Here is a 24,525-nt window from a genome sequence, read left to right on the forward strand (position 1 = left end):
ATTAAAATGATAAAACCTGTCGATCCATTTTGGAATAGTATTTGCGCCTTTTCACACAATAAATTTCAACTATCTCGTTCTAAATTTGTTATATTGCCAGGCAATCATTTATTTTTTTAATCATAATATAAAATTGAACAATCATGGCTTTTACCTTACCAGCCCTTCCGTATGCAAAAGAAGCATTGGAACCACATATCGACGCGCAAACAATGGAAATACATCACGATAAGCATCACCAGGCTTATGTAGATAATTTAAATAAAGCAATTGACGGGACAGAACATGCTGACAAGTCGTTGGAAGACTTGGTTAAAAGTGCAGGCAGCATTTCCCCGGCCGTAAGAAATAATGGTGGCGGACATTGGAACCATACTTTTTTCTGGGAGATATTAACTCCGGGAGGTGCTACAGAACCAACAGGTGCATTAGCTGATGCTATTAACGAGGCGTTTGGTTCGCTGGATGCTTTAAAAGAAAAAGTAAGCACAGCAGGCGCTACACGTTTTGGTAGTGGCTGGGCCTGGATTATTGTAAAAGATGGCAAACTGGAAGTAACTTCTACGCCTAACCAGGATAACCCTTTGATGGACGTTGCCGAGGTAAAAGGCACGCCAATTTTGGGTATTGACGTATGGGAACATGCTTACTACCTGAAATACCAGAACAAACGCCCGGCCTATCTTCAGGCAATCTGGAGCGTTGTAAACTGGGATAAAGTGGCTGAAAAGTTTGAAGCCGCTAAATAAGTTCCTGCTTAATATATTAAAAGAGCCCGTAATTTAAAACTACGGGCTCTTTTCATGTAAAACAACGGATCTACAAAATCTCAAAACGGCACATTACGGTAGCTTCCACTTTCAGGTTTTCGAAATTCAGATCGGCCGCTCCGCCCACAGCGTCTGCCTGTTTCATCATCACGTTTGCCATGGCATAAGGACGTTCAAAAATTTGCTGCTCCTGTATGTATAAGGCCTTACCGGCTTTCTGACCAATGCTTTCGCAAAGCAGGGCCGCCTTGTCTTTCGCCGCTTTAATCGCTTTTATTTTTACCTGCTGGCGGTACTCTTCTATTTTACTGCTTTCCAGTTTTTCAATGCTGGCATTGGAAATGCCTATTTCTTCCAGCGCCAAAAATACCTGGCCGGCCGTTTTCCCGTCGTGCACAATAACCTGGTATTGCTTGCTTAATAATACGTCTTTCGACAGGAACCCGGTTTTCAGGTTACTGGCCAGATCTTTAATCATAACATCTTTTTTGATATCAATACCTAAGGACTGCAGCTTTTGCAACATTTGTTTCTCCTGCTCAAGTATTGCATTTTTATTTTTACTGTCCTTTTCAGTAAGCAGCACCTGGATAAATATTTTATCAGGTGTAAACTCCATTTCTGCCTTACCGGTTACCTCAATATAGTTTTTGTCAATAAAGTTTTTTTCGCCCATTTGTGCAAAAGCGGTTAATGAGAAGAAAAACGCCAGTGCGGTTAAAATTTGTTTCATGTGATAAGATTTTAAAATGATCAATAATTTGCTATTAAGATGAAAAGAAAGACCTGGTTACACAGCTCTTTGCAAAACTTTAGGCTTTAAGGCTTTAATTCATAATTCTTTATAAAATCGAAAACAGCATGCAACCTTTTTGGTATGATCTACAATGTTCGATGTATGTATATCATACTCGTAAATCGTACACCATATATCGCATACCGTACATTGTACACCGTGTATCGCACATCATACGTCGAATATCGTACATCATACATTACTTTTGTATTTATGAACAGAGTGGTAATCACAGGTATGGGTATTTATTCCTGCATTGGCAAAAACCTGCAGGAAGTAACGGAATCGCTGAAAACCGGCCGATCGGGTATTATTTTCGACCCGGTACGAAAAGAGTTTGGGTATCGTTCGGCCCTGACAGGCTGGGTGGACCGGCCTTCGTTAAAAGGTTTGCTCGACCGGCGTTCGCGTATTATGTTGCCGGAAGAGGGAGAATATGCCTATATGGCCACTATAGAAGCTTTGAAGAATGCCGGCATCGGTGAATCGTACATCGCTGAAGTACAACCCGGTATTTTATATGGCAACGATAGCTCAGCTAAGGCTGTAATAGAATCAACCGACCTCATCCGGGAGAAGAAAGATACCATGCTGGTAGGTTCGGCAGCGGTATTCCAGACCCTGAACTCTACCGTAACCATGAACCTTTCTACTATTTTTAAATTGAAAGGGATCAATTTAACAGTAAGCGCTGCCTGTGCCAGCGGCTCGCACGCTATAGGATTAGCGTATGTGTTGATAAAAATGGGTTTACAAAATTGCATTATTGCCGGTGGCGCACAGGAAATTAACCATCTTTCTATGGGTACTTTTGACGCGTTGGGTGCATTTTCTGTAAAAGAGGCGGATCCGGAACGTGCCAGCCGGCCCTTTGATAAAAATCGTGATGGATTGATTCCCAGTGGTGGTGCAGCTACGGTGGTAATCGAAAGCCTGGAAAGTGCTCAAAAACGCGGGGCTCCTATTATCGGTGAAATCATAGGTTACGGTTTCTCATCTAACGGAGAACATATCAGCAATCCCACCGTGGCGGGTCCGGCGAAATCATTGAAAATGGCGCTGAATGATGCAGGGTTGGAGCCGGAAGCAATAGACTACATCAATGCGCATGCTACCAGTACTCCAGCCGGTGATGCCAGCGAAGCCCAGGCCATACACCAGGTGTTTGGGACTGCTCACACCCCCGTAAGTTCCACTAAATCAATGACTGGCCACGAATGCTGGATGGCAGGCGCCAGCGAGATCATTTACTCCTCTCTGATGATGCAAAATAATTTCATTGCCCCTAATATCAATTTTGAGAATCCTGACGAGGACACGCAGCACCTCAATATCATAAAAAATACCACAGACAAAAATATAAATGTATTTTTGTCGAATTCTTTTGGGTTTGGGGGAACTAACTCTACCCTAATCGTCAAAAAGTGGTAAATATGGAAATGCAGGAAATAATTGAGAGAACTAACGCGTTTTTGGTTGAAGAATTTGAGGCGGACGCTTCATTAATAACCCCCGAAGCCAGCCTTAAAGAGGTATTGGACCTGGACAGCCTGGATTATATCGACCTGGTGGTAGCCCTTGAAAACAATTTTCACTTCAAAGTACAGCCCGGAGACTTTTTACCCCTGGTTACCTTCGAGGATTTTTACAACTATATACAAGCCCAGATAAAGAAGAAAGAAACCGTTTCTTAATTTTTTCTTTACGTTTTAAACATTCTACCTTACCGGATCACGCCTTGCAAGCGCAGGAACCGTGCTGCGTTTTATAATCCCGTCCATTTTTGTCTTCTTATTAAATTTCTCAATAGGTTAAAACTATAGAAAAATAGATTTAATCGATTTTAATTATACTTGTGTTGTCATAAGTTTGTCTGGCTGAAAATCAGCATGCTGCTTACCAATTTATTCAATCGCGAAAACTTATAAAATGGAACATTCTAACGACATCAGCAAATGCCCGTTTCACAACGGCACTTTAAAACAAAACACAGGCGGTGGAGGAACCAAAAACAGGGATTGGTGGCCCAACCAGTTAAAACTGAACATACTCAGGCAGCATTCTTCCTTGTCGAACCCAATGGACGGTGAATTTAATTATGCCGAAGCTTTTAAAAGCCTGGACCTTGAGGCGGTAAAAAAAGATCTTCACGCCTTAATGACCGACTCGCAGGATTGGTGGCCGGCAGATTTCGGCCACTACGGCCCCTTATTTATACGTATGGCCTGGCATAGCGCCGGTACCTACCGGGTTTTCGACGGACGTGGTGGCGCAGGCTCCGGTCAGCAACGTTTTGCACCGTTAAATAGCTGGCCCGACAATGTGAGCCTGGATAAAGCACGCCGGCTGCTCTGGCCTGTTAAACAGAAATATGGCAATAAAATATCATGGGCCGATCTGCTGATACTTACGGGTAATGTGGCACTTGAGTCGATGGGCTTTAAAACCTTTGGCTTTGCCGGTGGCCGGGCTGATGTTTGGGAGCCCGATGAAGATGTATACTGGGGAGCGGAAAGCACCTGGCTGGGCAATGAAGAGCGGTATGCATCAGGCGTTGAAGGGCCAGAGAAAGACCACGGCGTCGTATCTTCTGATGAAAATCCCTCGGGAGCTGTTCATTCCCGTCACCTGGAAGAACCGCTTGCAGCAGCCCACATGGGTTTGATTTATGTAAATCCTGAAGGCCCGGATGGCAATCCCGACCCTATTGCTGCAGCAAAAGATATACGTGATACTTTTGGTCGCATGGCTATGAATGATGAAGAAACCGTAGCCCTGATTGCCGGAGGTCATAGTTTTGGAAAAACACATGGAGCAGCTCCTTCCTCCAACGTAGGCAAAGAACCCGAAGCCGCGGGACTGGAGCAACAGGGCCTGGGCTGGAGCAATAGCTTCGGCAGCGGTAAAGGTGCTGATACTATTACCAGCGGACTGGAAGTAACCTGGACCACCACCCCTACACAATGGAGCAACAACTTTTTTGAGAACCTGTTTGGCTTTGAATGGGAATTAACCAAAAGCCCGGGTGGCGCCCACCAATGGGTAGCAAAAGATGCAGACGATATCATTCCGCATGCGTTTGATTCAGGTAAAAAGCAAAAGCCAACCATGCTGACTACAGATCTGTCTTTAAGATTTGACCCGGTTTACGAAAAAATATCCAGGAAGTTTTTGGCTGATCCAGACGCTTTCTCAGATGCCTTTGCAAGAGCCTGGTTTAAGTTAACCCATCGTGATATGGGGCCGCGTGCCCGCTACCTGGGTGCAGATGTACCTGCGGAAGTATTGCTTTGGCAGGATCCTATACCGGAAGTTGACCATGCTTTGGTTGATGACAACGACATCGCTTCGTTGAAAACTAAAATACTGGAGTCGGGATTAACCGTATCTGAGCTGGTTGCCACGGCATGGGCATCGGCTTCTACATTCCGCGGGTCTGATAAAAGAGGGGGCGCTAACGGGGCGCGTATTCGCCTGGCGCCGCAACGGTACTGGCAGGCCAATAATCCTGCTCAATTGCAAAAAGTATTAGGGGTACTGGAAGGCATTCAAAAAGAGTTCAACAGCCTGGCCGCAGCCGGCAAAAAAGTATCCATTGCCGATCTTATCGTTTTAGCAGGAGCTGCTGCAATAGAAAAAGCAGCTAAAGATGCAGGACATGATATACAGGTTCCGTTTACAGGGGGTCGAGCAGACGCCACCCAGGAACAAACGGACGTAGAATCAGTAGCTTACCTGGAGCCTTTGGCAGACGGATTCCGCAATTACCGCAAATACAAATCAGGGGCAACCACCGAATCTTTACTGATAGACAAGGCACAGCTCCTGACATTAACAGCGCCCGAGCTTACTGTATTAATAGGAGGCCTGCGCGTATTAAATACCAACTTCGACGGATCAGCGCATGGTGTATTTACCGATAAGCCAGGGCAACTCTCCAATGATTTCTTTGTGAACCTGCTGGATATGAACACAGCATGGAAAGCAGCATCACAGGATCGTGAGTTATATGAAGGAACAGACCGGGTAACCGGCGCTGCTAAATGGACTGCCACACGTGCCGACCTGGTATTAGGTTCTAACGCCGAATTGCGAGCTATTGCAGAAGTATATGGAAGTTCCGACGGAAAAGATAAATTTGTAAAGGATTTTGTGGCCGCCTGGAACAAGGTGATGAACCTTGACAGGTTTGACCTCAAATAAAAATTACTCTCGATGTTTATGATAGGCCGTAGCAGGTTACTGCTGCGGCTTTTTTGGGCTATAAGTCCGATTAACACGCAATCCACTTCTTACCACTATTCTCCTATCAACACAAAGGCAATTAAAAATCAAATAAATCACCAAAAAAAGAATCTTTTTTCTTTTTTTGCGGGTAGCTATTCCTGTTTTGATCGTATTTTTTGTCGTGGTAATAATTACCCGACTGTCCGCCTGAGCTACTTTGAGATGAGCGATCGATGATCTTATCAAGCTCTCCGCGATCCAGCCATACACCACGACATTCAGGGCAATAATCAATTTCAACGCCGCTTCTATCGGCCATCACAAGATTTATGTTACAATTCGGACATCTCATATCTGGCTATTTATCTGTAATTCAACTAAATTAAAAAGTAATATTGCTGTATTGTAATAATACAGTGCTTATTAAAATAATTCCAACCACCTGCTACTAAGGTATACCGTAAGTATGCAACAACCTCCGGTCATTATTGTTTGCTGCAGCGTCTTAAAGTTTTGATGAATTCGTTTATACAACTTAAAACAAGCTCCTGTAGTTACGTCAACACCCGATTACTCATTGCTTTCGGTCGAATCATTTTGCTTCTTTCAAAGCGTATATGAACGAACAGCTAACGCATATACCGCAAAAGAAGCCAGCCAATGCTCACCGCCATAACCACCGCTGAATATTTTAGGCAGGGATTCATTTAAGAAATGCTGCGCTGTGTTTTTAAACAGATTCTTATAACGATGTTGAGCAGGTAATTTTTGCGCAATGCCCTTCATGCACCAGGCACGGCTAAAGCTAAGTCCATCCAGGTGCACGATCTGGTAATCGTTACGGTCGCTGATGGTGGGCGCTTTACAAATCCGTTGAATGCCGGCTGTAGTGAAGTAAGCATCCAACCATTTTACAAATGCAGTTTGTGATAAAATCCGTTGCATCAGATCTGCAGCCATCAGGCTGGGGGAGAAAAAATCAGCCCCATCCGGCTCCAGGTGTGCGGGTATGGCTTTATTGGTTAAATAAAAGTCTTTTGAACGTTGAATGATCAGCCGCTCAAAAGCCGTGTCTTTTTTAGCCCGGGCCCAATCCAACGCAAAACAAAGCCCGAATGCGGTGTTACCATGTACACCGGTTCTGTTAGGATAGGTTTGCTTGGGTAAAAATTCCTTCCACAACGATTCTATTTTTTGCGTAAGGGGCTGCATCGCTTCATGCCATTTTCTACCCAGCGGATCACTCCAGGTGAATAACTCTTCATCGAGCTTCAATAACCAGGCCCAGCCATAGGTTCTTTCATAACCTTTAGACGCAGTGTATTTACCGAAATAAGCCGCTTCCTGCTCCATTTTATCTTTTTGAAACGATTGCTCCAATACCTGTATAATGCTGTCTCTGCCTGTCAATTGCGGAAACTGCTTCAGCAACCTGATGAGCATCCAGTGGCCGTGCACACTACTGTGCCAGTCCAGGCAGCCATAAAATACCGGGTGCAGCTCATGGGGTAGTAGCCCGGCATCTTCAGGACCATCGCTTAAGTGGGAAGTTTTATTAGGAAATTCCGTAGGAATACAATGTAACGGCAATTGGCTTAACCGGGCAGCCACTGCTTCCGTAAGCTTATTTTGAGAAAAGCCATTTATGGTAGTTAAGAGGAGGATCAGTGTTAAAATCTTTTTCATTGATCAATGATTCAATTATTATTGTACTGTATGGGATCGGTTCAATCCACTAAAAATAATAAATTGTGCCCTCTTTGAGCAGTCAATACCATTATGATTAAACATAAGCTTCTCGCTACCCTCTTCCTGTTGATTACCATCAGCGGTTTTAGTCAATATACTATTGAAACCATTCCCGATCCTAAAAAGCAAGGACAGCACTCATTTGTAAGTGACCCCAACGGCATTCTGGGACTAACCACCGTAGATACCCTTAACCAGATTTGTACAGACATTGAGCGTCAGAGCTCGGCTGAAGTAGCTATTGTTGCCATTGATGATTTTGAAGGAGACAGTGATTTTGATTTTGCTTACGACCTGTTTAACCACTGGGGCATCGGCAAAGCGGGTAATAATAACGGCTTGTTGGTATTTATAGCCAGGGACCGGCGCAAGTACCAGTTTATTACAGGCTATGGCATGGAAGGATCGCTGCCCGACGTGACATTAGGTATTATTGGTGACCGCTACCTGGTACCAAAATTTAAGGAAGGTGATTATGGCGGTGGGATTATTGACGCTATGAACGCTATCAAAAACGTTTTAGAAAATCCTGAAATCATAAAGGAGTTAAAAGCGGAAGCACAAAAAAATTCATTCTTATATAAGAATGGAGATCATCTCCTGTCTGCCGCCATTATCATACTGGTATTTGTGGCCATATTTTACTGGCTATCTTCTTTCAAACATATTCCCCCATTAGCCGGGAAGAATAATTACAGGGATTTCGTTGGCGGGTGCGCCGTAGTATTTATTATTGTTTTTTTTGGCATTTTCATAGTAGCTTTTTTCGGTGTTAACATGAAAAAGCTATTTAGCTTTCAGGCTTTACCCTGGATTGCGTTTCTGTTAGGCACGATCTTCCTGCTTTCAAAATACATCAGCCAGCGGCAGCATATTCTCAATTCCTATAAAGATGAAGCAAATATTGTTGCCGCTTTAGGACGTTACGAAAAACGGTATTGGCTGCTGATGCTGATCTGCCCTTTATTGCTTGTCTTTTTGATCGGGTATCTCAGAAGAAAAAGCCGGTTACAACTCAGGCTACAGCCACCCGATGATTCAGGCAAATGGGTACGACTTAACCGGGATGAAATCAAGGGCATAACGGCCTATCTCAGCGAGGGACAAATACAGGAAGAAAAAATAAAATCGGTTAGCTATGAAATATGGCAACAACCGGACGATGCATCCATACAGCTGGTAAAATGGAATGGCAGAAAATACAGAAGATATGAAGACTGCCCGCGGTGTGAAAACCGCACGCTCAATAAGGTGCATACTAAAACGATCAGGGCCGCAACTTACAGCTCAACCGGACTGGGAGAAAAAATACAGGATTGTACCTTTTGCAATTATAAACAGTCATTCGGCACCGTTGTACTTCCGAAGTTGCAAAAAAGCTCTTCATCAGGTTCGGGCGGCTCCCGCAGCGGCTCTTCCGGAAGCAGTGGTAGCTGGGGTGGCGGTCGCAGCGGCGGGGGTGGGGCTGGAGGAAGCTGGTAACAGCACACATTATTAAGCATATAAGCGCCCACACCTGAATCAGTTGCGGGCGCTTTATATAGTGATACACTCCATTTTTATTTCGCTTTTTTAATGGCTTCCTTTAAACTTTTGAAGGCCATTTTTTCTAACTCAGATATCTCAATCAACCGGTCGCCCATATTATCATAATCTGCCTGAGTGCCCAGCCTGCCTTTGTATATACCGGAGGCCTGGATCGCCGCATCGCGCCACTTGTCTCCGGTAGCCGTAATCTGTTGGGATATTTGCAGCAGTTCATCAATGGGCAGATAAGCATGTGCCTGTTGTAGAAAAGCCCCGTAAATAAAGCGGAAGCCGCCGCCACCGGTGCCAATCTCTTCCTGCATACGCACCAGCTGCGCCAGGTAACCGCGGGCTTTTTCATCACCCAGCTTGTTCTTCCACCCTTTAATTTGCCTTCCGGTGTAAGCAATTCCCTTGGCTCCTCCAAAAGAACCAGGAATCATCAACATATCCCGGCAATTGCGTTTAATACCTGAAATGATACCCCTGCGTATTTGCTCATCCGTAGCCTCTTTAAGATCATCGCCGGGATAATACATTTGCCCCCTCGGCGCAAATGCACCTTTTGCAAAACGCACCCTTTGCAATTCATAGCTGTTCATAGAAACCAGGGTTTCCATAATAGGGTCACTGATAATATACTCATCGCCTTGTTTGTCTACCACAATTAAATTGTGTGCGTTAAAATGAAAGCGATATTCTTTGGGAAAATAGGTGAGGTAAAAAACCCCTACCTGGCAGGCAGTGGGTTTACCAGCTATAAGTCGTTCGTCCAGTTCCTGCATCGCTTTTTGAGGAGATACATATTTCCTGCGCGTTACTGGTATGTCCAACGCCTTACAGGTACGTTTAAAAATGAGACCCGGCATAGTTCTGAAAGAAATAGCCGGTCCTCCATTTACTTTCATAAAAGGTAGCTGGATATAAAAAAGGCCGGAGCCGATACCAAATGCCATGGGCTCGGTGAGTTTATGAACACCGTAATGTTTTAATAAAGCAGTAGTTACCCCGTTTTCGCAGTGAGCTGCCTGCAAATGATGAAAACCATTTGCTACGGTTGATTGATTAATGGAGTCCAAAATATTTTGATTTCTTGTTTTTAATTTAAAGGCCGGCTGATGAATAATAAATGATCAACCAAATGGTTTCTTCAACTCTTCCACGCTTACTTCAAAAAGCGCTGCATATTTTTTCAGTTTTTCCTCCGGAAGTTTATTAAACACAGAAGGTTTCAAATGTTTTTTGATGGTCCATTTCCAAAAACCGGTATAGGCCGATAATATGGAAAGGTCCATGATCTTTTTTTCCATGAAGTACAATACAGGACTGGCTTCACCACGCAGCACTTTTTGACGGGCAGCCTCAATCTTACTGTTTACCTCATCCCAGGCCACATTTAAAGCATCCGTCTTTACATCCCAGCCTGAACTTTGGGCGGTTTCATATTTTCCATCTGCACCCACCACGTAAGTCACTTCTTTCGCTATGCGGCCCAAAGCGCCGTCATCCTGAGGAATTTCGTCTTTTTTCATGGAGAGATTTTTACCGGGGCAAGCTAATAAAATTTGGTGAAATGAAGATAGCTGAAATAGGGGATGCCCGTTGTGGTTGTACAAGACCTACGTATAACTAAATATGCCGCCACTATGCGGCTTACTGATATTCTTACCTAAAGATCTATCATATGTGTTGTTATTCAGCAGCTTTGGGGCTGATAGCCAGCCTATTCGTAAGAAACCGGCCTACACCGGAACCTAAAGTTCTGTTCGAAATTTTGGACGGAAGAGGCAATTGATCTTTCTTTGAACTATATACCTTATGACTAAAAAAAATCATATATATCCTATCAGGAATAACTGCTTTGTTACTCATTGCGTTGGGGCTGCAGCACTTAAAAGAGGCAGGGGCTGATACTAAAACAATATATCAGTTAGACAAAAACTGGATAACGGCCGCCTCCTTAAGAGCTGGGTGGCAATCTGTTTATAATGCCTCATGGCCTGACGGTAGACCATGATAACAATATCTGGATGACAGATGTGAGCTTACATCAGGTATTTAAGTTTAACAATGCAGGCCGGCTTTTGCTACAGCTGGGTGAAACCGGCGTTGCAGGTACTGACAGTAATCATTTTAATATGCCTACGGGTGTTGCAATTGCCGATGATGGAACGTTTTATGTAAGTGATGGTTACGGAAACCGCGGGATAATGAGGTTTACTGCTAATGGTAAGTATTTACTGGAATGGGGCAAAAAAGGGTACAAAGCCGGTGAGTTTAACATTCCTCATGGGATTGCCCCTGATCGTAATGGATTGATTTATATGGCAGACCGGGAAAATAGCAGGATACAGGTATTTAGCGCTACCGGAAGATTTATAAAGCAATTATCAGGCAACCGGGGAGCGGTCAATTCGGTTGATTTTGATCCGCAGCGATCGCAGCTACTGGCATCTGATGATATTGCTTTTTTAAACTTTAAACACCAGGGATCTGATCTTTTAATTTTAGATACGACACAGGCAAGGTACAAACAAGGATTGGCCGGAGTGGGCTTTATAATGGTAGTACCACCTGGTATCATGATCTGACATCAGATAGGGAAGGCAATATTTATGTTGGCGACATGCTGGGCAATAGCACCAAAAATTTTAAAAGATAGAAGAATAAATAAAATTGTATCATGGCGAAAAAAGTTATACTGGACCTGGCTGTAAGCCTGGATGGGTTTATTGAAGGACCTAACGGAGAAATTGATTGGTGTATTATGGATGATGACATGGATTTTGATGGGTTTTTAGCAGGCATAGATACCATCTTTTATGGCAGGGTGAGTTATGATGCCTGGGGAAATTACCAACCTGCTGCCGATGCATCGGAGGCAGAACAAAGTCTGTGGAAGGCGGTGCATGAAAAGAAAAAATATGTATTCTCCGGTCAAAACAGGGAAGATGAGAAAGCCACATTTATTCAGTCAGACATAGCGGCTGCGGTATCATCCGTTAAAAATGGAGAAGGAAAAGACATCTGGCTATACGGCGGCGCCAGCCTTATAAAAACTTTTATCCGGGAAGGGTTGATCGACAGGTACCGCATATCCGTTCACCCCGTTGTGCTGGGAGCCGGCAAACCTTTGTTTGAAGATTTAAAAGACAGGATTGCCTTAAAACTGATCCAAACCAATGTGTTTAAATCGGGTGTGGTACAATTGATCTATGAACCGCAGTAGTTGTGTATTAAACCGGCCGGTAACATTTCTTGGTGCGTTCTCTCATCACCGCTATTGCCTGCTCCCGGGTATCAAACATCCCGTTGATATTTACCAGGTTGTCTGCCAGCTTATGATACTGCTTGGTCATCAGGTATATAAAAATGTGCAGGTAATGAATGCCATCGAATACGATCGCTTTTTTACTGGCAAACTCATCTTTTCGTTTTAAAAACTCTGCAGGCATTTCGGTATAATGCAAGCCCGGCCTGATGTGGTGGATAATATGGTATCCATCGTTCCAGCAGGTATGGTTATATACCGTATTAATGCAATTGATAGAATTAGTATATAAGTTGTCCGGATCCTGGGCGTCTATAAACGAATGCTGGGTCCAATTACCCAACATCATGACGAGCCTTGCAAACAATAAAGGAACAATAAATACAACCATTGTAGCTTTTAAATTTACAAAGCACATAGCAATGCAAAAAACCATATACACATATTCTCCTAATGTAAGGCGGGTATATAATTTTTTTCTTTTGCGATTGAACAAATACTGGATAGTATTAATAACACCTAGGAAAATAAAGTTGAGAAAATATTTAATGAAATCAACTACACTATCCCGCTGATAATGCATCGTGCTGCTGGTATCTTCTTCATTATTATTTTCTACGTGGTGCATACCCATATGATGACTAAAATAACCTTCAGGTGCATGGCCAAAAAGCGGGCATACAATCCAGGTGATATAGGAATGAAATTTACTTTGATAAGCCGGTTTAAAGGTTTTGCGATGACAAAGGCAATGAAACATCAGGCCGAAACGCCCTTTAAAATAAAACTGGGCAACATAAAAATAAACTACTGCAACCAACCACCAAACCCATCCGTTGAACAGGTTGGTAAACAACAAAATAGCAGTAGGTACTACCGTAACATGAATAAGGGTCAATAAGTGTATAAAAGGCAGATCCCGTTTATCATTCATTAACCTTAACCAGAACCGGTCATAAGCTGTGGGCTGATAATCAGCATTATAAACAGGATCCGTAAGATTTTGCAAAGACTTCATTCTATTCATTTAAAAGTAAAACAGGAGCAATACGCCCTTTTGAAGAAAAGTTTTGGCGGCGGTGTAATGTACGGTTAAATATCCGTACGTGTACTCCCTATATGTTAAAAATACGTCATTAAACAAACCCGGTTAGTAAAAAAAGAGGGTATCTGGCTTTAAAATCGTATCTTTACAGGGTTAATTTGAGTTACTGCACGTTGTAAACACCTGTGTTCCCTCCCTTTGTTTTACAAGTTTGTCATTTCCTCGAATCTTTTACAATTATATTAAATTATTACAAATGAACATTTTCGTGTCCAATCTTGGGTACAGTTTCAGCACTGAAGACCTTAATGAATTATTCTCTTCTTATGGAGCCGTAGATTCCGCAAGAGTTATAACAGACAAATTCACTCAACAGAGCCGTGGCTTTGGTTTTGTAGAAATGTCTGATGAAGACTCAGCCTTAAAAGCCATTAAAGACTTAAATGGTACTATGCAGGACGGCCGCTCTATTAAAGTAGCAGAAGCACGTCCGAAAGAAGAAAAAACCGGTTATTCTAACCGTTGGTAAAAAATTGCCGGTTATGGCAGAAAATAAATAAATTGCATGGATAGCGTATCAATCGAAAAATTCCTGGAAACAAAATCAAGTGCCCGGGTGGTAAATGTACATTTTAAAGACAGGTCTACCGTAACCGGCCTTTTTGTTAACCTCAGGGATTACGATGAATTAAAAGCCAAGAACTTTTGGCGTGTTGTAAATGTTAAACATATTGAGCAATGGGAACAAACGGGAAATATGGAACTGTCCCGCCTGTTCAACGGAGCTTCATTTACAAAACTTACCGCATCGGGTAAGCAATAACTGGTTATATTTTTTAATCATTTTTAAACAATAAAACATTTTAATGGGAGAAACCTGGAATAAAAGGGAAAGAGAACAAAAAAAGAGGAATGCTAAAAAGCAGAAGGACGAAAGAAAACAGGAGCGCAAAGAAAATACATCCAAAGGCAAAAGCCTGGACGAAATGATGGCTTATGTTGATGAATTCGGGAATTTATCGGATACGCCTCCACCTAAAGATAAACGCCCGTCATCGCTGCCCATACCACCTACGGTTGCCAACAGCAGGGAACTTAACGAAGAGGTAATTACTCAAAGGAATGGTGTTGTAACATTTTTCGACGGTAGCAAGGGGTACGGTTTTATAAAAGACACCCGTACACAGGAAAGTATTTTTGTACATATCAATTCTTCGCAGGTTGAGCTGCAGCAAAATCTGAAAGTAGTATTTGAAGTGCAGCAGGGACCCAAAGGGTTGGTTGCTGTTAATGTTTCTGCTGCTTAGAGACGCGCACCTACCACATTATATTAAAATAAAAGGCTGCAACTGTTGTTGCAACCTTTGTTTGCTATGGAGTAGTAGTTCGAATTATTCCATAGCATCCATGTTAATTCCACCCTTAGCTAACTCTGTAAGTAAGGCATCACAATTCTTTTCCTGCTCCAATATGGTGAGCAAATGGTCCAAAGCGGTGTTTTCACCCAATGCCTTGGCATAAGTAGCCAAAGTGCCATAAGTAGCAATTTCATAATGCTCTACTTTTTGTGCTGCACCAATGATACCCGCGTCACGTACCGGTCCCGGAGAGGTTTCTTTAATAATGCTGTCCGCTTCTTCCACCAGCCCCTGCATAGCATCACATTTTTCAGTCTGGGCTTTTTTGCCAATTGATTCAAAAACGGCCTCTACAAGAGACACGTGCTCCCTGGTTTCTTCCAGGTGGGTAGCTATCGCATTCTGTAAATCGGGAGATGTTGCATTCTTATGCATTTTGGGAAGCGCTTTTGTCAGCGCCTTTTCGGCCCAGTAAATATCTTTCAGGCCATGTTCAAACAGCTCTCTTAATTCTGTAGCCGCATCTTTTTTAGGCGCTGCCTTTTTCGCTGCTGTTTTTTTTGCGGGAGATTTTTTTGCAGCGGCCCTGCCTGCCGGACGGGCGGACTTTTTAGGTGCTGCCTGCTTTGCCTTTGCCATAATGATAAGGTTTTAAAGATTAATGGATTAGGATAATTGGTAGTTTTAAAAAGAGTAGTTCCTGAAGGACTGTTCTTAAAAAGTACCTAGAGGATATATTTCAAAATCATCATGCAATTTATCGGTAACAATACGGGTGCGTCGCCCGTCAATTACTTCTTCATGCCATTGCCATTCGGAAAGGTTGATAGAAGTATTGATATTGGTTAAATAGGCAATAGAACTCCCTGTAAACAAAACCGGGATGATGGGAGTATTTTCGGAGTCGTTATTAGTGTTATTATGAAAAATACGCATGGATAAAAAATTGAAATTGTTAAAAGAGATAAGGGTGGCGGGGATCCGCCCCGTTTATATGGAGTTTGCCTAGTGTACTGCTGCATCACGCAAGCTCCTGATTTGATCATGAGAAGCCTTTAGCGCTGATTTTTGCTGACGGATCAACTCCTTGGTGCGGGGCATTACCGCTTCATCATCCAGAGCCATCTGGTAGGCCTTTTGTGCCGCATCTTCACCGGCCTCACAATTATTCAAAACTGTTTCCCTGTCTCCACCTGTAAAAACCGCTTTTACATCCATCCAGGCACGATATAATTTACCAGAAACCGTTGTACCGTCTGTAGGAGATCCGCCATATTCTACTACCAGGTCTTCAAGGTCTTTCTTATAGGATGTACTTTCGCTGATCATACTGCCAAATAGGGATTTCAGATCTGCATCCTGGCCGTCTTTCAACTCATCTATTCCTTTTTGATATCCGACAATGCGGTCATTATTGATTTGTATAAGATCATTTAATGCATCGATACAAGCTTTGTGTTCCATTTTTTATTCGTTTTTAGAGGTTATATATTTTTGATAGGTACCTATTTGTCTAAACGATCTAATCCAATTAGCGTACCAAATTCTTACAAAACCATCCTGGTTCATTCGGCTGAAATACAGTATGGCAAAGGGTTTCACAAAAAAAATTTGTAGAAATTATTCTACAAATTTTAAAACACCACCGGCCCATAGTTGGTAACAGCGGGCTGTGCTGAATTCTATTATCAAAGTTTTATCAGGTAGTGTGTAAAATATACCTCATCAATATTTTCTGTTGTAAGCGTTACCGCAGAAAATGGTACAAATTTTTCTTTATTTTTTTGCCCGTTTTCAATAATGGATGATTTATTAGATGATATTATAGCTTTCACTGACAGGGCTCACGGAACACAGACAAGAAAGTATACACCTGACCGGTATATAGTCCATCCCGTTAGAGTGATGCAACTATGCAGCGTTTATACCAATGATCTGACTGTTCTGGCGGCGGCAATACTTCATGATGTTCTGGAAGATACTGCTACAGGTGAAACAGAAATACGGGCGTTCCTTCTCACACGGATGCGCGTAAACAGCGTGGATAAAACCCTGCTACTGGTAAAAGAACTTACAGATATATACACAAAGGAGCGTTATCCACTCTGGAACCGTCGTAAGCGGCGAACGATGGAAGCTGAACGGCTGGCTGAGATAAGTGGTGACGCTCAAACTATTAAGTACGCTGATATAATAGATAACAGCAAAGAGATCATTCCTAACGACCCTGGTTTCGCCCATAGTTTTTTAACAGAATGTAAGGCGATATTACTCTTAGCAACAAAAGGAAATGCGGTATTAAGGCAAATGGCTTTGGAGCATGTAAACGATGGATTGGATGAGCTGGCTAAAAATAAAAGAATTAGATCAGGGCATACTTAACTTATATATTTCCAGTCCCTCTTTCCCCAGCGCATACAATTTCCCCTCTTTTAGCAAAAGCTGCCTGTAATTAAGCATTGTTTCGGGAATAGGCCATTCGTCATACTTTAAAGAGGATACATTGTACCGGTATAATTTACCATTGGCAACGCCAGTGATTAATTGATCGGCTACCCGCAAATGGTTCCAGTGGGTAATATCTATTTTATTCTTGTAGGCCCCATAATAATCAAAAACAAAAATGCCCTGTAGCGAATCGTAGAGATAAACCAACCGGTTTTGATCAAAAACCTTTACCGGTGCAAGAGCTTTATCAAACACCTGCCTGAAATCAGCCGTTTTGAATATAACTTTCCCCTCATCGTCCAGTTTCTTCAACACATTGTCCATATCATCGTACATCCAAACCTTTCCATCGTATGAAAGACCTACAGCTGTTGCATTAAAAATATTTTGCCTGCGCAGATCGATCGTATTTTTCAGGTTGAGCATGCCGTCCAATATAGCAATGGTTGAAAATCCTTTATAATACAGTAGGATCTTTACCGGGTTGGAGACATCAACCAGGCTCGCTTCACCAAATTTTTTAATATCATTGAAAACAGAAACCGAATCGCCATTGGCGTTCAGTTTTTTAAGTTGATTGGAAGCCCCCAGCAGGTAAATATTGTCGAGATTATCTACCGAAAAATAAATGTAATTACCAGGGACAGTTTTCAATTTGGAGCCCGGAGTCACAGGCTGACCTGCCAGGCTCAAACCAGTCACCAGAATAGCAAATACTGTAATTAGACGCCTCAATGATTTCGTATTATTTTATGATCGTTGTGCTGGTACGATAACAGCTGCATATCATTCCCGTCAAATACCGCGTAAGTATAAAAACTGATCCAGTCCCCCAGGTTGATATAGCGGCTGTTTGAAGTTAGACGAAAATCGATCGGCAAATGTCTATGTCCGAAAATAAAAAAGTCGAAATGTTTTTCCTGTAACCTTTCTTTACAGTATTGCACCAGCCATTCATTGTCTTCTCCTAAAAAAATTTCTTCCGAACTACCGGTTTTAGCGCGGCTTCTGCGGCTCATATAGTTAGCTACACCCATACCCAGCTGCGGCGGTAAAATCCCAAATGCCCACTGGCATAGGGGATTCCTGAATATCTTTTTCAATCTTTTATAGCCTTTATCTCCGGGTCCTAGCCCGTCACCATGACCAATTAAAAACTGTTTGCTATTCCAGCTAAATTCTTTCGGCTCAAAATACACAGGCATATTTAGCTCCTGCTGCAGGTAGTCAGTCATCCACATATCGTGATTGCCTACAAAAAAGTGAAGCTGTATTCCTTTATCAGAAAGTTGTGCCAGCTTACCCAGCAATCGTACGTATCCCTTGGGCACCACATATTTATATTCATACCAGAAATCGAACATATCGCCTACGATAAATATCTCCGCTGCCTTGTCTTCAATTTCATTTAAAAACTGAACGATCAGTTTTTCCCGCACCAGGCTCTCCGCATGCGAAGGCGTACCCAGGTGAAAGTCGGATAAAAAGTATATGTTTTTCTGCTGTTCCAAATTAACCGGATGTAGTTGGTAAAATTAGGGAGATGTTTTCATTTTAGCTTGGCACCTTATTCCATAGGTGTACTTAGTTTTTTATCATAGTGGCTGATAGCCAATCCGGCCAATACCATCGCTAAGCCGCCAACAGTAAAAAGGCTGATAGGGTCGTCCATTAAAACAGCCGCTATAATGATCCCGAATATAGGACATAAGAACAACCACAGACCTGCCTTTACCGCATCCTGTTTAATTAGTTTTAACCATAATAAAACTGCCGCAATAGAAACGGGCAGTGCCAGCCAAAGCGTGCCCGCCCAGAAACCAGCCGAAAAAAGGTTAGCGTCTGACTTATACGTCAATAGCGTAAATGGAAGCAGAAAAATGCCTCCCAACAGGGTTTGCCAGCCATTAATGGTAAGCAAATGCAGGCTCTCCCATTGGCGTGAGGTAAAATAAATGGTACCTAATGCATAAGAAAACATGCTTACCAGCAATAAAGCCAAACCACGTGCGGTAACCGATGCATCGGCGAATAAAGGCCAGGCCACTACTACAAAACCGCTGATACAAACCAATAAAGCCAGCAAAATGCGTGGGCTCATAGGTTTCTTTAAAAAGATTAATGATAAAAAGCTAATAAAAACCGGGCTGGCTGCTACAGTCAGCGCACCTACACTGGCCGTTACTTCTTTCATGGCAACAACATACATGCCGAGGTAAACGGAAATATTGAGTAAGCCGTAAATAGCCAGCTGCCGCCACTCTTTACGTTGAGGCAACTTGTTTTCCAAAATAACATGCGAAACAAAAAGCATGATGGTGGCTGCGATTCCAAATCTGAATACGGCTACAACCAGGGGTTGCGCATCTTTCAGCGCCACTTTAGTTGCCGTGGCTGCTGAAGGCCAAAGAATGGCGAAAATAAAACCGGTGATCAGCCAGGACTGCCTGCTCTGTATGTTTTGATTAGTCATACTTCTTTACACATTGCCCGGTTGCTATACTCCAGATACTATATTTTTTTCGCGCAAAGCCGCGGAGTTTCGCAAAGAACGCAGAACTAAGTATCACTCATAAGAACTGCTGGAGAATTTAATACAACCTTTTATAAGTGTGCAAAGGTACCATTTATCTATGCAAATTTGTTGCACCCAATGACAGCAATACCCGGGTTATCGCACCACGCCTTCTATCTTTACATTATCGATGCTGAATGTTCCACCCCTGGCTTCTGCATTAAACCCGTACCACCTGATGCTGATAGCAGCGCTAATATTGGTAAAACCGGCTCCCGGCAGCACTACACATCCATCCTGCGCAGCGGTGGTAGCATCGCTTACCTGGAATACATTGTTCCCTATGACCGATAAATGATCATTCAGGGGCGAGATAGAGGCTGCCAGGTTTGCATCATAGTCATCTATACCTGAGCGCAGTACAACCTGCCTGATACCGGTTCCCGAGCGTTGAAGCGTGAATGATATTTTACTGATATCAAATTTTTTACCATTATCCGGGGTTACCGTTATCTCATAATACTTGTTTGGATCAGGTACGCCTTTTAAAATGTCAGATCCTGTAGCAGTGTCCAGTGGCCAGTTAGTAAAAGAAAACCTGCCGCCCGCTGAAGGATTGGCTCCTACACCTACCGCGGAAAATGAGCTAAAGCTCACCCCCTCAACAGCCGGTGGGTCTCCGGGGTCGGTTGTACCCGATTTCTCAGTAACATGGCGGAAATCGTATAGGGCCGTAAAGAAGCCGCCGGTACCCCCTGTAAAATCACTTTGAGCCCGGAGCGTGATTTGAGTTTCAAGCGGAGCGACCGCGCTGCCAGACTGGAATAGGGAAACATAGCCGGTGATACTGGTTGCAGCGGATGGCATCGTAATGCCTGCAGTGTTGCGAACAAAAGTAGAAAGCTGTCCCGTTGCATCCGATATAGTGAAATTGGCACCGATATCGTTGGAGATGCCAGCCGTTATACTAATATCATTAATCGTTACCAATGTAGATTCCCATGCCCTTTGATTAGCCTTTATATCCGCAATAGTTACCGGCCTTGGTGTAACAATACCTGTTCCTGATTTTATGACTACATTTACCTCGTTGACCTGCAAGCCTCCGCTATAGGTAGATAGGGAGAGACCGCCAACAGTTACCGTTAATGAATCTCCTGCTATAGCAGCAGGATTGGCATCCTGAGTAAAACGCAGTTGAATGCCGCCACTGGCATCCTGCAGGCGATAATTTCCGGCTGCTTCGTTTTTCGTATTAGATATAACAACCCCTTTAATAGAAACGCCTAAAGGAATAGATGAATCTCCCGTAGCATACATCTTCAGATCGGCAATGCTTTTTATAACGGGTATGGGCACTTGTCCATTGCAACGGATGCCTGTAAACTGTACATCTGTTGTGTCGCGAATTGTCAACTGCATGGTACCGTTAAAAATACCGGGGATACCGGTTATCATACCATTCCCATCGGGAACAGTAAAGGCTGCAAAACGTGCATAACTGCTGTTTCTCAATATGATACTTTGCTTCTCGCAGGTAGTAAGGGTGAAGTTCACCGCACTTACATTGATAGATGGATCGGCATAGGTTTTACTGACATCAGCACTTCTGAATTCAGTATTGCCGATTTGTACCAATGTGCTTAATAAAGGGTCGTTAATCGTTCGGGTAAAATCTGAAGGCGTTACCATTTTGGGCGTTACAATATTATTAAACGAGCCTTTTACAATATACTGATCAAATAAGGTTTGGGGTATCCCCTCCAGGTTCAGAAAGCGACCGTCGTCCGACCGGGAAGAATCTATTCCGATCTGTATAGTACCTCCATAGTCTCCCAACATCATTCCTTTGAGTAAAATAAACACCCTGCGACCAACCGGATATTGGGTATAGACATTGTTCGCATCCAGTAACACCGGTATACCCCCTGTTTCGTCCTGTATAATGATTTGCTTATAAAAATTACCGGAGCGATCGTCGGCAATAACGATGCCCGAAATAATATGTTCCTCTTCTATGCGTTGAAAATCCCCGATGGCAGTATACCGGGTTTTAAGTTCCATGATGGATAGATTAGCGTCAATCTCGGGATCTGCATTGGCGGGAGGTATATCAAAATTTCGGTTACAAGAAGCTGCCAATACGATTATGATCAAAGCAGCTGTCCACTTGTTCAATAATTTTTTTTTCATAGCAGAGCATTTATTTTAAAACCTTAAGCCAATGCTGGCGAAAAAATTGAGACCAAAAGCATAATAGTATTTCGGAGGAAACTTACCGGGCTCTTTTCCTTCAAAGTCAAAGCGCAGTTGCTCAAAGCCTCCCGAACGCATGTTTTTATTATTTAGCAGGTTACCTACCCCGAGGTTTAAGAGGAAGTAAGTTCTCCTGTTGTTAATATAGCAGCTTCTGGGTAGCAGCTTGCTCCATCCTCCAAAAAAATCAAGGGTAAACTGGTTATCGAATTTTTCCTGCCGGAGGATGGCCTCCTTAGTCTCCGCAACTGACGGGTTTTCCGGATCTGCATCCGCAATAGCATCAGCTGTTCTTCTCAACGGATTGGGGCTTAGCCACATATTGCTGAAATAATTGCCGGTGATGCTGGCATACCAGAATTTGGGGGAACGATAGAACCAGCCTGCACTACATGCATTTTGAGGTGTTGAAGGAATGCGGTAATTTTTCAGGTAGATCGTTTGTTTCGCCAGCGTTTTAGCGCTATTATCAACAGTAACTATAGCTCGTTGCCGGCTATCAAAATAATATCGCCCTGCAGAAGCAGCTCCATTAAAACTTAAAGTTGAATTGAGCCTGAGCTCCAGGCCAAATTCTGCACCAAAGAAGACTTTGTTGATGCCGCTTAACGCGTAGTTAACGAAGTTTTGATATTGGTCATGGTAAAAGGTCAGCACATCGACACTATTGGTGAATTTTGTATAATATCCGGTGATACCCAATCTTACTTCGGGAGCATTCAATTTATAACCCATTTCACCAGACATAATGGTTTCGCTTTTAAGATTTTCCTGTACGGTATTGCGGGTACGCTGAGAGATATAGGCATTTTCAAAGAAAGGAGCAGCCGTTTTGTAAGTTCCATTCACAAAAAAGTAATTTCTCCCATTCATTTTATAGGTAACACCGGCCTTAATAGCAGGATTATTAAAACGTTGCCGGGGAGACGCGCCATAAGAAAGTTCGGGGAATAAGCCGTTGCGATTCAGTCCTGTACGATAAAAAGAAGTGGCGGAGATTTCGGCGGCGGCAAAGAAATCAAAGGATCGAAGCTGAAATAGCAGCTGCGCCCAGGCAGCCACCTGCAGCATGGTGATTTTATAGTTATACCCATATGGTTCTCCTGCTGTGATGATCCGGTTGGGTTGACTTAAATCGTGCTGTACCGCATCGGGGTCAGTTGGAAAATCCCTTTCAGCGAATTGGTTAATATTGACCCAAAAATCGCCACCCAGCAAGTCCTTCGCTTCCTGGTAATAATGGTTCACCTGTTGCCGGTAATTGGCTCCTGCAGTTACAGTAAGTGCATCAGTCAGTTTACCATTATAAGCAGTATTGCCCATTAGTCTTCTAACATCATTGACCCGGTTGGATAAAATGTACACAGATCGCCGACCCGTAATATTGTTTCCTGCTATTCCATCGGCATTATTAATAGTTCTTGTATTGGCGCTGTTGGCTTCATATAGTTTTTCCCATTTTATTTGCAAATCTTCAGGATGTTGCTGGTAATGCGTTATCAGGGATTGGTAGGTAGCCCGATTCGTAGCTTCATAATAGCTGGGTAAATACCGGTAATAGTCGGGTCTTGGGTCTGGCGCATTGTACCAGTCCAGTCCCGAGTTTTTTCTCTTTCCAGACGTATACGCAACAGTCGTGAAAAGGCGGCTTTTTTCATTGGGCCTGTAATCATGGGCAATCATCCCTACCGGCTGAAAAGTTTGCAGCACATTGGCATTACGTTTATTCCCATTTTGATATCCCCAGGATGGGTTATAATAATGAGTACCCGCCAGGTTCATGGCCTCCTGTACAGATGGCCCTTGCCTCCCGCTTTCAGTCGGTGCGCCAAAAGTGATAAAAGAAAAAGTATGGCGTTCTCCTATTTTCTTATCAATCGCCGCATAATAGCTTGCTCCCTGGTAATAAGTGCCCGGCACATATCCCTCTTTAGCGTATCGCCCGGTAAGCGCCATACTATAAGCCCAACCGTTTTTATTAAAACCCGAACTATGCTGGAGTACGATCCTGTGATTATAATTCCTGTTGGAAAAAGCATACCCGACCTGCGTTTGAACTCTTTGCGCGCTGGCACGCATATCTACATAAGTATTCAAAGCAAGCGATCCAATAGAAAAGTCATTAGGCTGCAAGCCATAGCTGTTTTGCTGGGACCGCATTGCATTGTTTAACCCGCTCCATAAACCGAAAGGGGTGAAGCCGTTATCGAGGCCGCTAAAATCAATGCCATTAATAAAGACTGCGTTGCCCCGGGTTTCATATCCCCGCAACCGGAAACGCACCGGGCTGAAATTAAACTCCGCTGCCGAAAGAAAGGGATCACGCCCGGCTGTTAATATTGAAGACACCACAGTGGTCCCCCCATCATCCGGGTCTTCCTCGTTAATGACTATAGTCGGCAGGTTGTCCCGAACCTCGCTTTTGATGTCTACAATAGTAGACTCGTTTTTAGGTACACTGTCTTTGATAGGCCACGCTTGTGCATAGGTATCACAGGCTGCCAGCAAAGCAGATGCGGTGATAATGTGCTTTATCATATGGTTATTATGCGTTATAAAATTA

General features: G+C 43.2%; 26 protein-coding genes. 12 read left to right on the top strand and 14 right to left on the bottom strand.

Going from position 1 to position 24,525, the window contains the following annotated elements; all coding sequences use genetic code 11:
• The first annotated feature begins 143 nt into the window (after positions 1-143).
• Entirely contained in the window at positions 144-749 is a 606-nt protein-coding gene (locus tag U0035_RS12655; protein WP_114790146.1) for a superoxide dismutase, read from the top strand.
• Positions 750-819: 70 nt separating this feature from the next.
• Here U0035_RS12655 and U0035_RS12660 read toward each other — a convergent pair whose 3' ends face one another.
• Complete coding sequence (locus U0035_RS12660; RefSeq protein ID WP_114790147.1) at positions 820-1,503, bottom strand: SIMPL domain-containing protein; 684 nt, start codon at positions 1,501-1,503, stop codon at positions 820-822.
• 276 nt (positions 1,504-1,779) lie between these two features.
• Here U0035_RS12660 and U0035_RS12665 point away from each other — a divergent pair, with 276 nt between their 5' ends.
• From U0035_RS12665 to katG, 3 genes are all read left to right on the top strand, one after another.
• A complete protein-coding gene (locus tag U0035_RS12665) occupies positions 1,780-2,997 on the top strand; it encodes a beta-ketoacyl-[acyl-carrier-protein] synthase family protein (RefSeq protein WP_114790148.1) in 1,218 nt (405 codons plus the stop codon).
• Between the two features lie 2 nt (positions 2,998-2,999).
• Entirely contained in the window at positions 3,000-3,260 is a 261-nt protein-coding gene (locus U0035_RS12670) for a phosphopantetheine-binding protein (RefSeq protein ID WP_114790149.1), read from the top strand.
• Positions 3,261-3,495: 235 nt separating this feature from the next.
• Positions 3,496-5,769 carry a catalase/peroxidase HPI gene (gene katG / locus U0035_RS12675; RefSeq protein ID WP_114790150.1) on the top strand — a complete coding sequence of 758 codons (2,274 nt, stop codon included), beginning with the start codon at positions 3,496-3,498 and terminating at the stop codon, positions 5,767-5,769.
• A gap of 121 nt (positions 5,770-5,890) precedes the next feature.
• Here katG and U0035_RS12680 read toward each other — a convergent pair whose 3' ends face one another.
• Both U0035_RS12680 and U0035_RS12685 read right to left on the bottom strand, forming a co-directional pair.
• The gene (locus U0035_RS12680; RefSeq protein WP_245957663.1) at positions 5,891-6,112 is read right to left on the bottom strand and encodes a TFIIB-type zinc ribbon-containing protein; all 222 of its coding nucleotides are present in this window, start codon (positions 6,110-6,112) and stop codon (positions 5,891-5,893) included.
• A gap of 287 nt (positions 6,113-6,399) precedes the next feature.
• The gene (locus tag U0035_RS12685; protein WP_114790152.1) at positions 6,400-7,479 is read right to left on the bottom strand and encodes a DUF2891 domain-containing protein; all 1,080 of its coding nucleotides are present in this window, start codon (positions 7,477-7,479) and stop codon (positions 6,400-6,402) included.
• Positions 7,480-7,572: 93 nt separating this feature from the next.
• Between U0035_RS12685 and U0035_RS12690 the strand changes: the two genes are divergently transcribed.
• A complete protein-coding gene (locus tag U0035_RS12690; RefSeq protein ID WP_114790153.1) occupies positions 7,573-9,024 on the top strand; it encodes a TPM domain-containing protein in 1,452 nt (483 codons plus the stop codon).
• Positions 9,025-9,101: 77 nt separating this feature from the next.
• Here U0035_RS12690 and darH read toward each other — a convergent pair whose 3' ends face one another.
• Together darH and DarG are read right to left on the bottom strand one after the other, a co-directional pair.
• Positions 9,102-10,148, bottom strand: a complete 1,047-nt coding sequence (gene darH / locus U0035_RS12695; protein ID WP_245957665.1) for a BtrH-related acyltransferase DarH — start codon at positions 10,146-10,148, stop codon at positions 9,102-9,104.
• Positions 10,149-10,202: 54 nt separating this feature from the next.
• Positions 10,203-10,601, bottom strand: coding sequence for a flexirubin biosynthesis protein DarG (gene DarG / locus U0035_RS12700; RefSeq protein WP_114790154.1), 399 nt, complete (start codon positions 10,599-10,601; stop codon positions 10,203-10,205).
• A 456-nt stretch (positions 10,602-11,057) separates the two neighbouring features.
• On the opposite strand from DarG, the gene U0035_RS12705 reads away from it, so the two are divergent.
• The 3 genes from U0035_RS12705 to U0035_RS12710 are packed head-to-tail and all read left to right on the top strand — an operon-like array spanning position 11,058 to position 12,298.
• Positions 11,058-11,660 (top strand): NHL repeat-containing protein, encoded by a 603-nt coding sequence (locus U0035_RS12705; protein WP_114790155.1) that lies wholly within the window; start codon positions 11,058-11,060, stop codon positions 11,658-11,660.
• A complete protein-coding gene (locus U0035_RS22965; protein WP_114790487.1) occupies positions 11,609-11,731 on the top strand; it encodes an SBBP repeat-containing protein in 123 nt (40 codons plus the stop codon). Before U0035_RS12705 ends, U0035_RS22965 begins: the two co-directional genes overlap by 52 nt.
• Positions 11,732-11,752: 21 nt before the next feature.
• A complete protein-coding gene (locus tag U0035_RS12710) occupies positions 11,753-12,298 on the top strand; it encodes a dihydrofolate reductase family protein (RefSeq protein WP_114790156.1) in 546 nt (181 codons plus the stop codon).
• 7 nt (positions 12,299-12,305) lie between these two features.
• Here the strand turns inward: U0035_RS12710 and U0035_RS12715 are convergent, their stop codons facing one another.
• Positions 12,306-13,358, bottom strand: a complete 1,053-nt coding sequence (locus tag U0035_RS12715) for a fatty acid desaturase family protein (RefSeq protein ID WP_114790157.1) — start codon at positions 13,356-13,358, stop codon at positions 12,306-12,308.
• Positions 13,359-13,641: 283 nt separating this feature from the next.
• Between U0035_RS12715 and rbp the strand changes: the two genes are divergently transcribed.
• Genes rbp through U0035_RS12730 form a run of 3 tightly spaced genes read left to right on the top strand, consistent with a single transcriptional unit; the run spans position 13,642 to position 14,692 of the window.
• Complete coding sequence (gene rbp, locus U0035_RS12720) at positions 13,642-13,914, top strand: RNA-binding regulator (protein ID WP_114790158.1); 273 nt, start codon at positions 13,642-13,644, stop codon at positions 13,912-13,914.
• 36 nt (positions 13,915-13,950) lie between these two features.
• Entirely contained in the window at positions 13,951-14,208 is a 258-nt protein-coding gene (locus U0035_RS12725; RefSeq protein ID WP_114790159.1) for a short-chain dehydrogenase, read from the top strand.
• A gap of 43 nt (positions 14,209-14,251) precedes the next feature.
• The gene (locus U0035_RS12730; RefSeq protein ID WP_114790160.1) at positions 14,252-14,692 is read left to right on the top strand and encodes a cold-shock protein; all 441 of its coding nucleotides are present in this window, start codon (positions 14,252-14,254) and stop codon (positions 14,690-14,692) included.
• Positions 14,693-14,776: 84 nt separating this feature from the next.
• Here U0035_RS12730 and U0035_RS12735 read toward each other — a convergent pair whose 3' ends face one another.
• From U0035_RS12735 to U0035_RS12745, 3 genes are all read right to left on the bottom strand, one after another.
• Positions 14,777-15,382 (bottom strand): YciE/YciF ferroxidase family protein, encoded by a 606-nt coding sequence (locus tag U0035_RS12735; protein WP_114790161.1) that lies wholly within the window; start codon positions 15,380-15,382, stop codon positions 14,777-14,779.
• Between the two features lie 75 nt (positions 15,383-15,457).
• Positions 15,458-15,679, bottom strand: a complete 222-nt coding sequence (locus tag U0035_RS12740) for a hypothetical protein (RefSeq protein ID WP_114790162.1) — start codon at positions 15,677-15,679, stop codon at positions 15,458-15,460.
• Between the two features lie 69 nt (positions 15,680-15,748).
• Positions 15,749-16,207, bottom strand: coding sequence for a ferritin-like domain-containing protein (locus U0035_RS12745; protein WP_114790163.1), 459 nt, complete (start codon positions 16,205-16,207; stop codon positions 15,749-15,751).
• 336 nt (positions 16,208-16,543) lie between these two features.
• Between U0035_RS12745 and U0035_RS12750 the strand changes: the two genes are divergently transcribed.
• Positions 16,544-17,125 (top strand): HD domain-containing protein, encoded by a 582-nt coding sequence (locus tag U0035_RS12750; protein WP_114790164.1) that lies wholly within the window; start codon positions 16,544-16,546, stop codon positions 17,123-17,125.
• Here the strand turns inward: U0035_RS12750 and U0035_RS12755 are convergent.
• The 5 genes from U0035_RS12755 to U0035_RS12775 form a co-directional block, all read right to left on the bottom strand.
• Positions 17,111-17,926 (bottom strand): hypothetical protein, encoded by an 816-nt coding sequence (locus U0035_RS12755; protein ID WP_114790165.1) that lies wholly within the window; start codon positions 17,924-17,926, stop codon positions 17,111-17,113. The genes U0035_RS12750 and U0035_RS12755 overlap by 15 nt on opposite strands.
• Positions 17,923-18,702, bottom strand: coding sequence for a UDP-2,3-diacylglucosamine diphosphatase (locus tag U0035_RS12760; RefSeq protein ID WP_114790166.1), 780 nt, complete (start codon positions 18,700-18,702; stop codon positions 17,923-17,925). The genes U0035_RS12755 and U0035_RS12760 overlap by 4 nt, the downstream gene beginning before the upstream one ends.
• A 56-nt stretch (positions 18,703-18,758) precedes the next feature.
• Positions 18,759-19,664, bottom strand: coding sequence for a DMT family transporter (locus U0035_RS12765; RefSeq protein ID WP_114790167.1), 906 nt, complete (start codon positions 19,662-19,664; stop codon positions 18,759-18,761).
• A 198-nt stretch (positions 19,665-19,862) separates the two neighbouring features.
• A complete protein-coding gene (locus tag U0035_RS12770) occupies positions 19,863-21,899 on the bottom strand; it encodes a DUF5689 domain-containing protein (RefSeq protein WP_114790168.1) in 2,037 nt (678 codons plus the stop codon).
• Between the two features lie 15 nt (positions 21,900-21,914).
• The gene (locus U0035_RS12775; RefSeq protein WP_114790488.1) at positions 21,915-24,500 is read right to left on the bottom strand and encodes a TonB-dependent receptor; all 2,586 of its coding nucleotides are present in this window, start codon (positions 24,498-24,500) and stop codon (positions 21,915-21,917) included.
• Positions 24,501-24,525: the final 25 nt, after the last annotated feature.

This window comes from Niabella yanshanensis (assembly GCF_034424215.1).
GTDB classification, from domain to species: Bacteria; Bacteroidota; Bacteroidia; order Chitinophagales; family Chitinophagaceae; genus Niabella; species Niabella yanshanensis.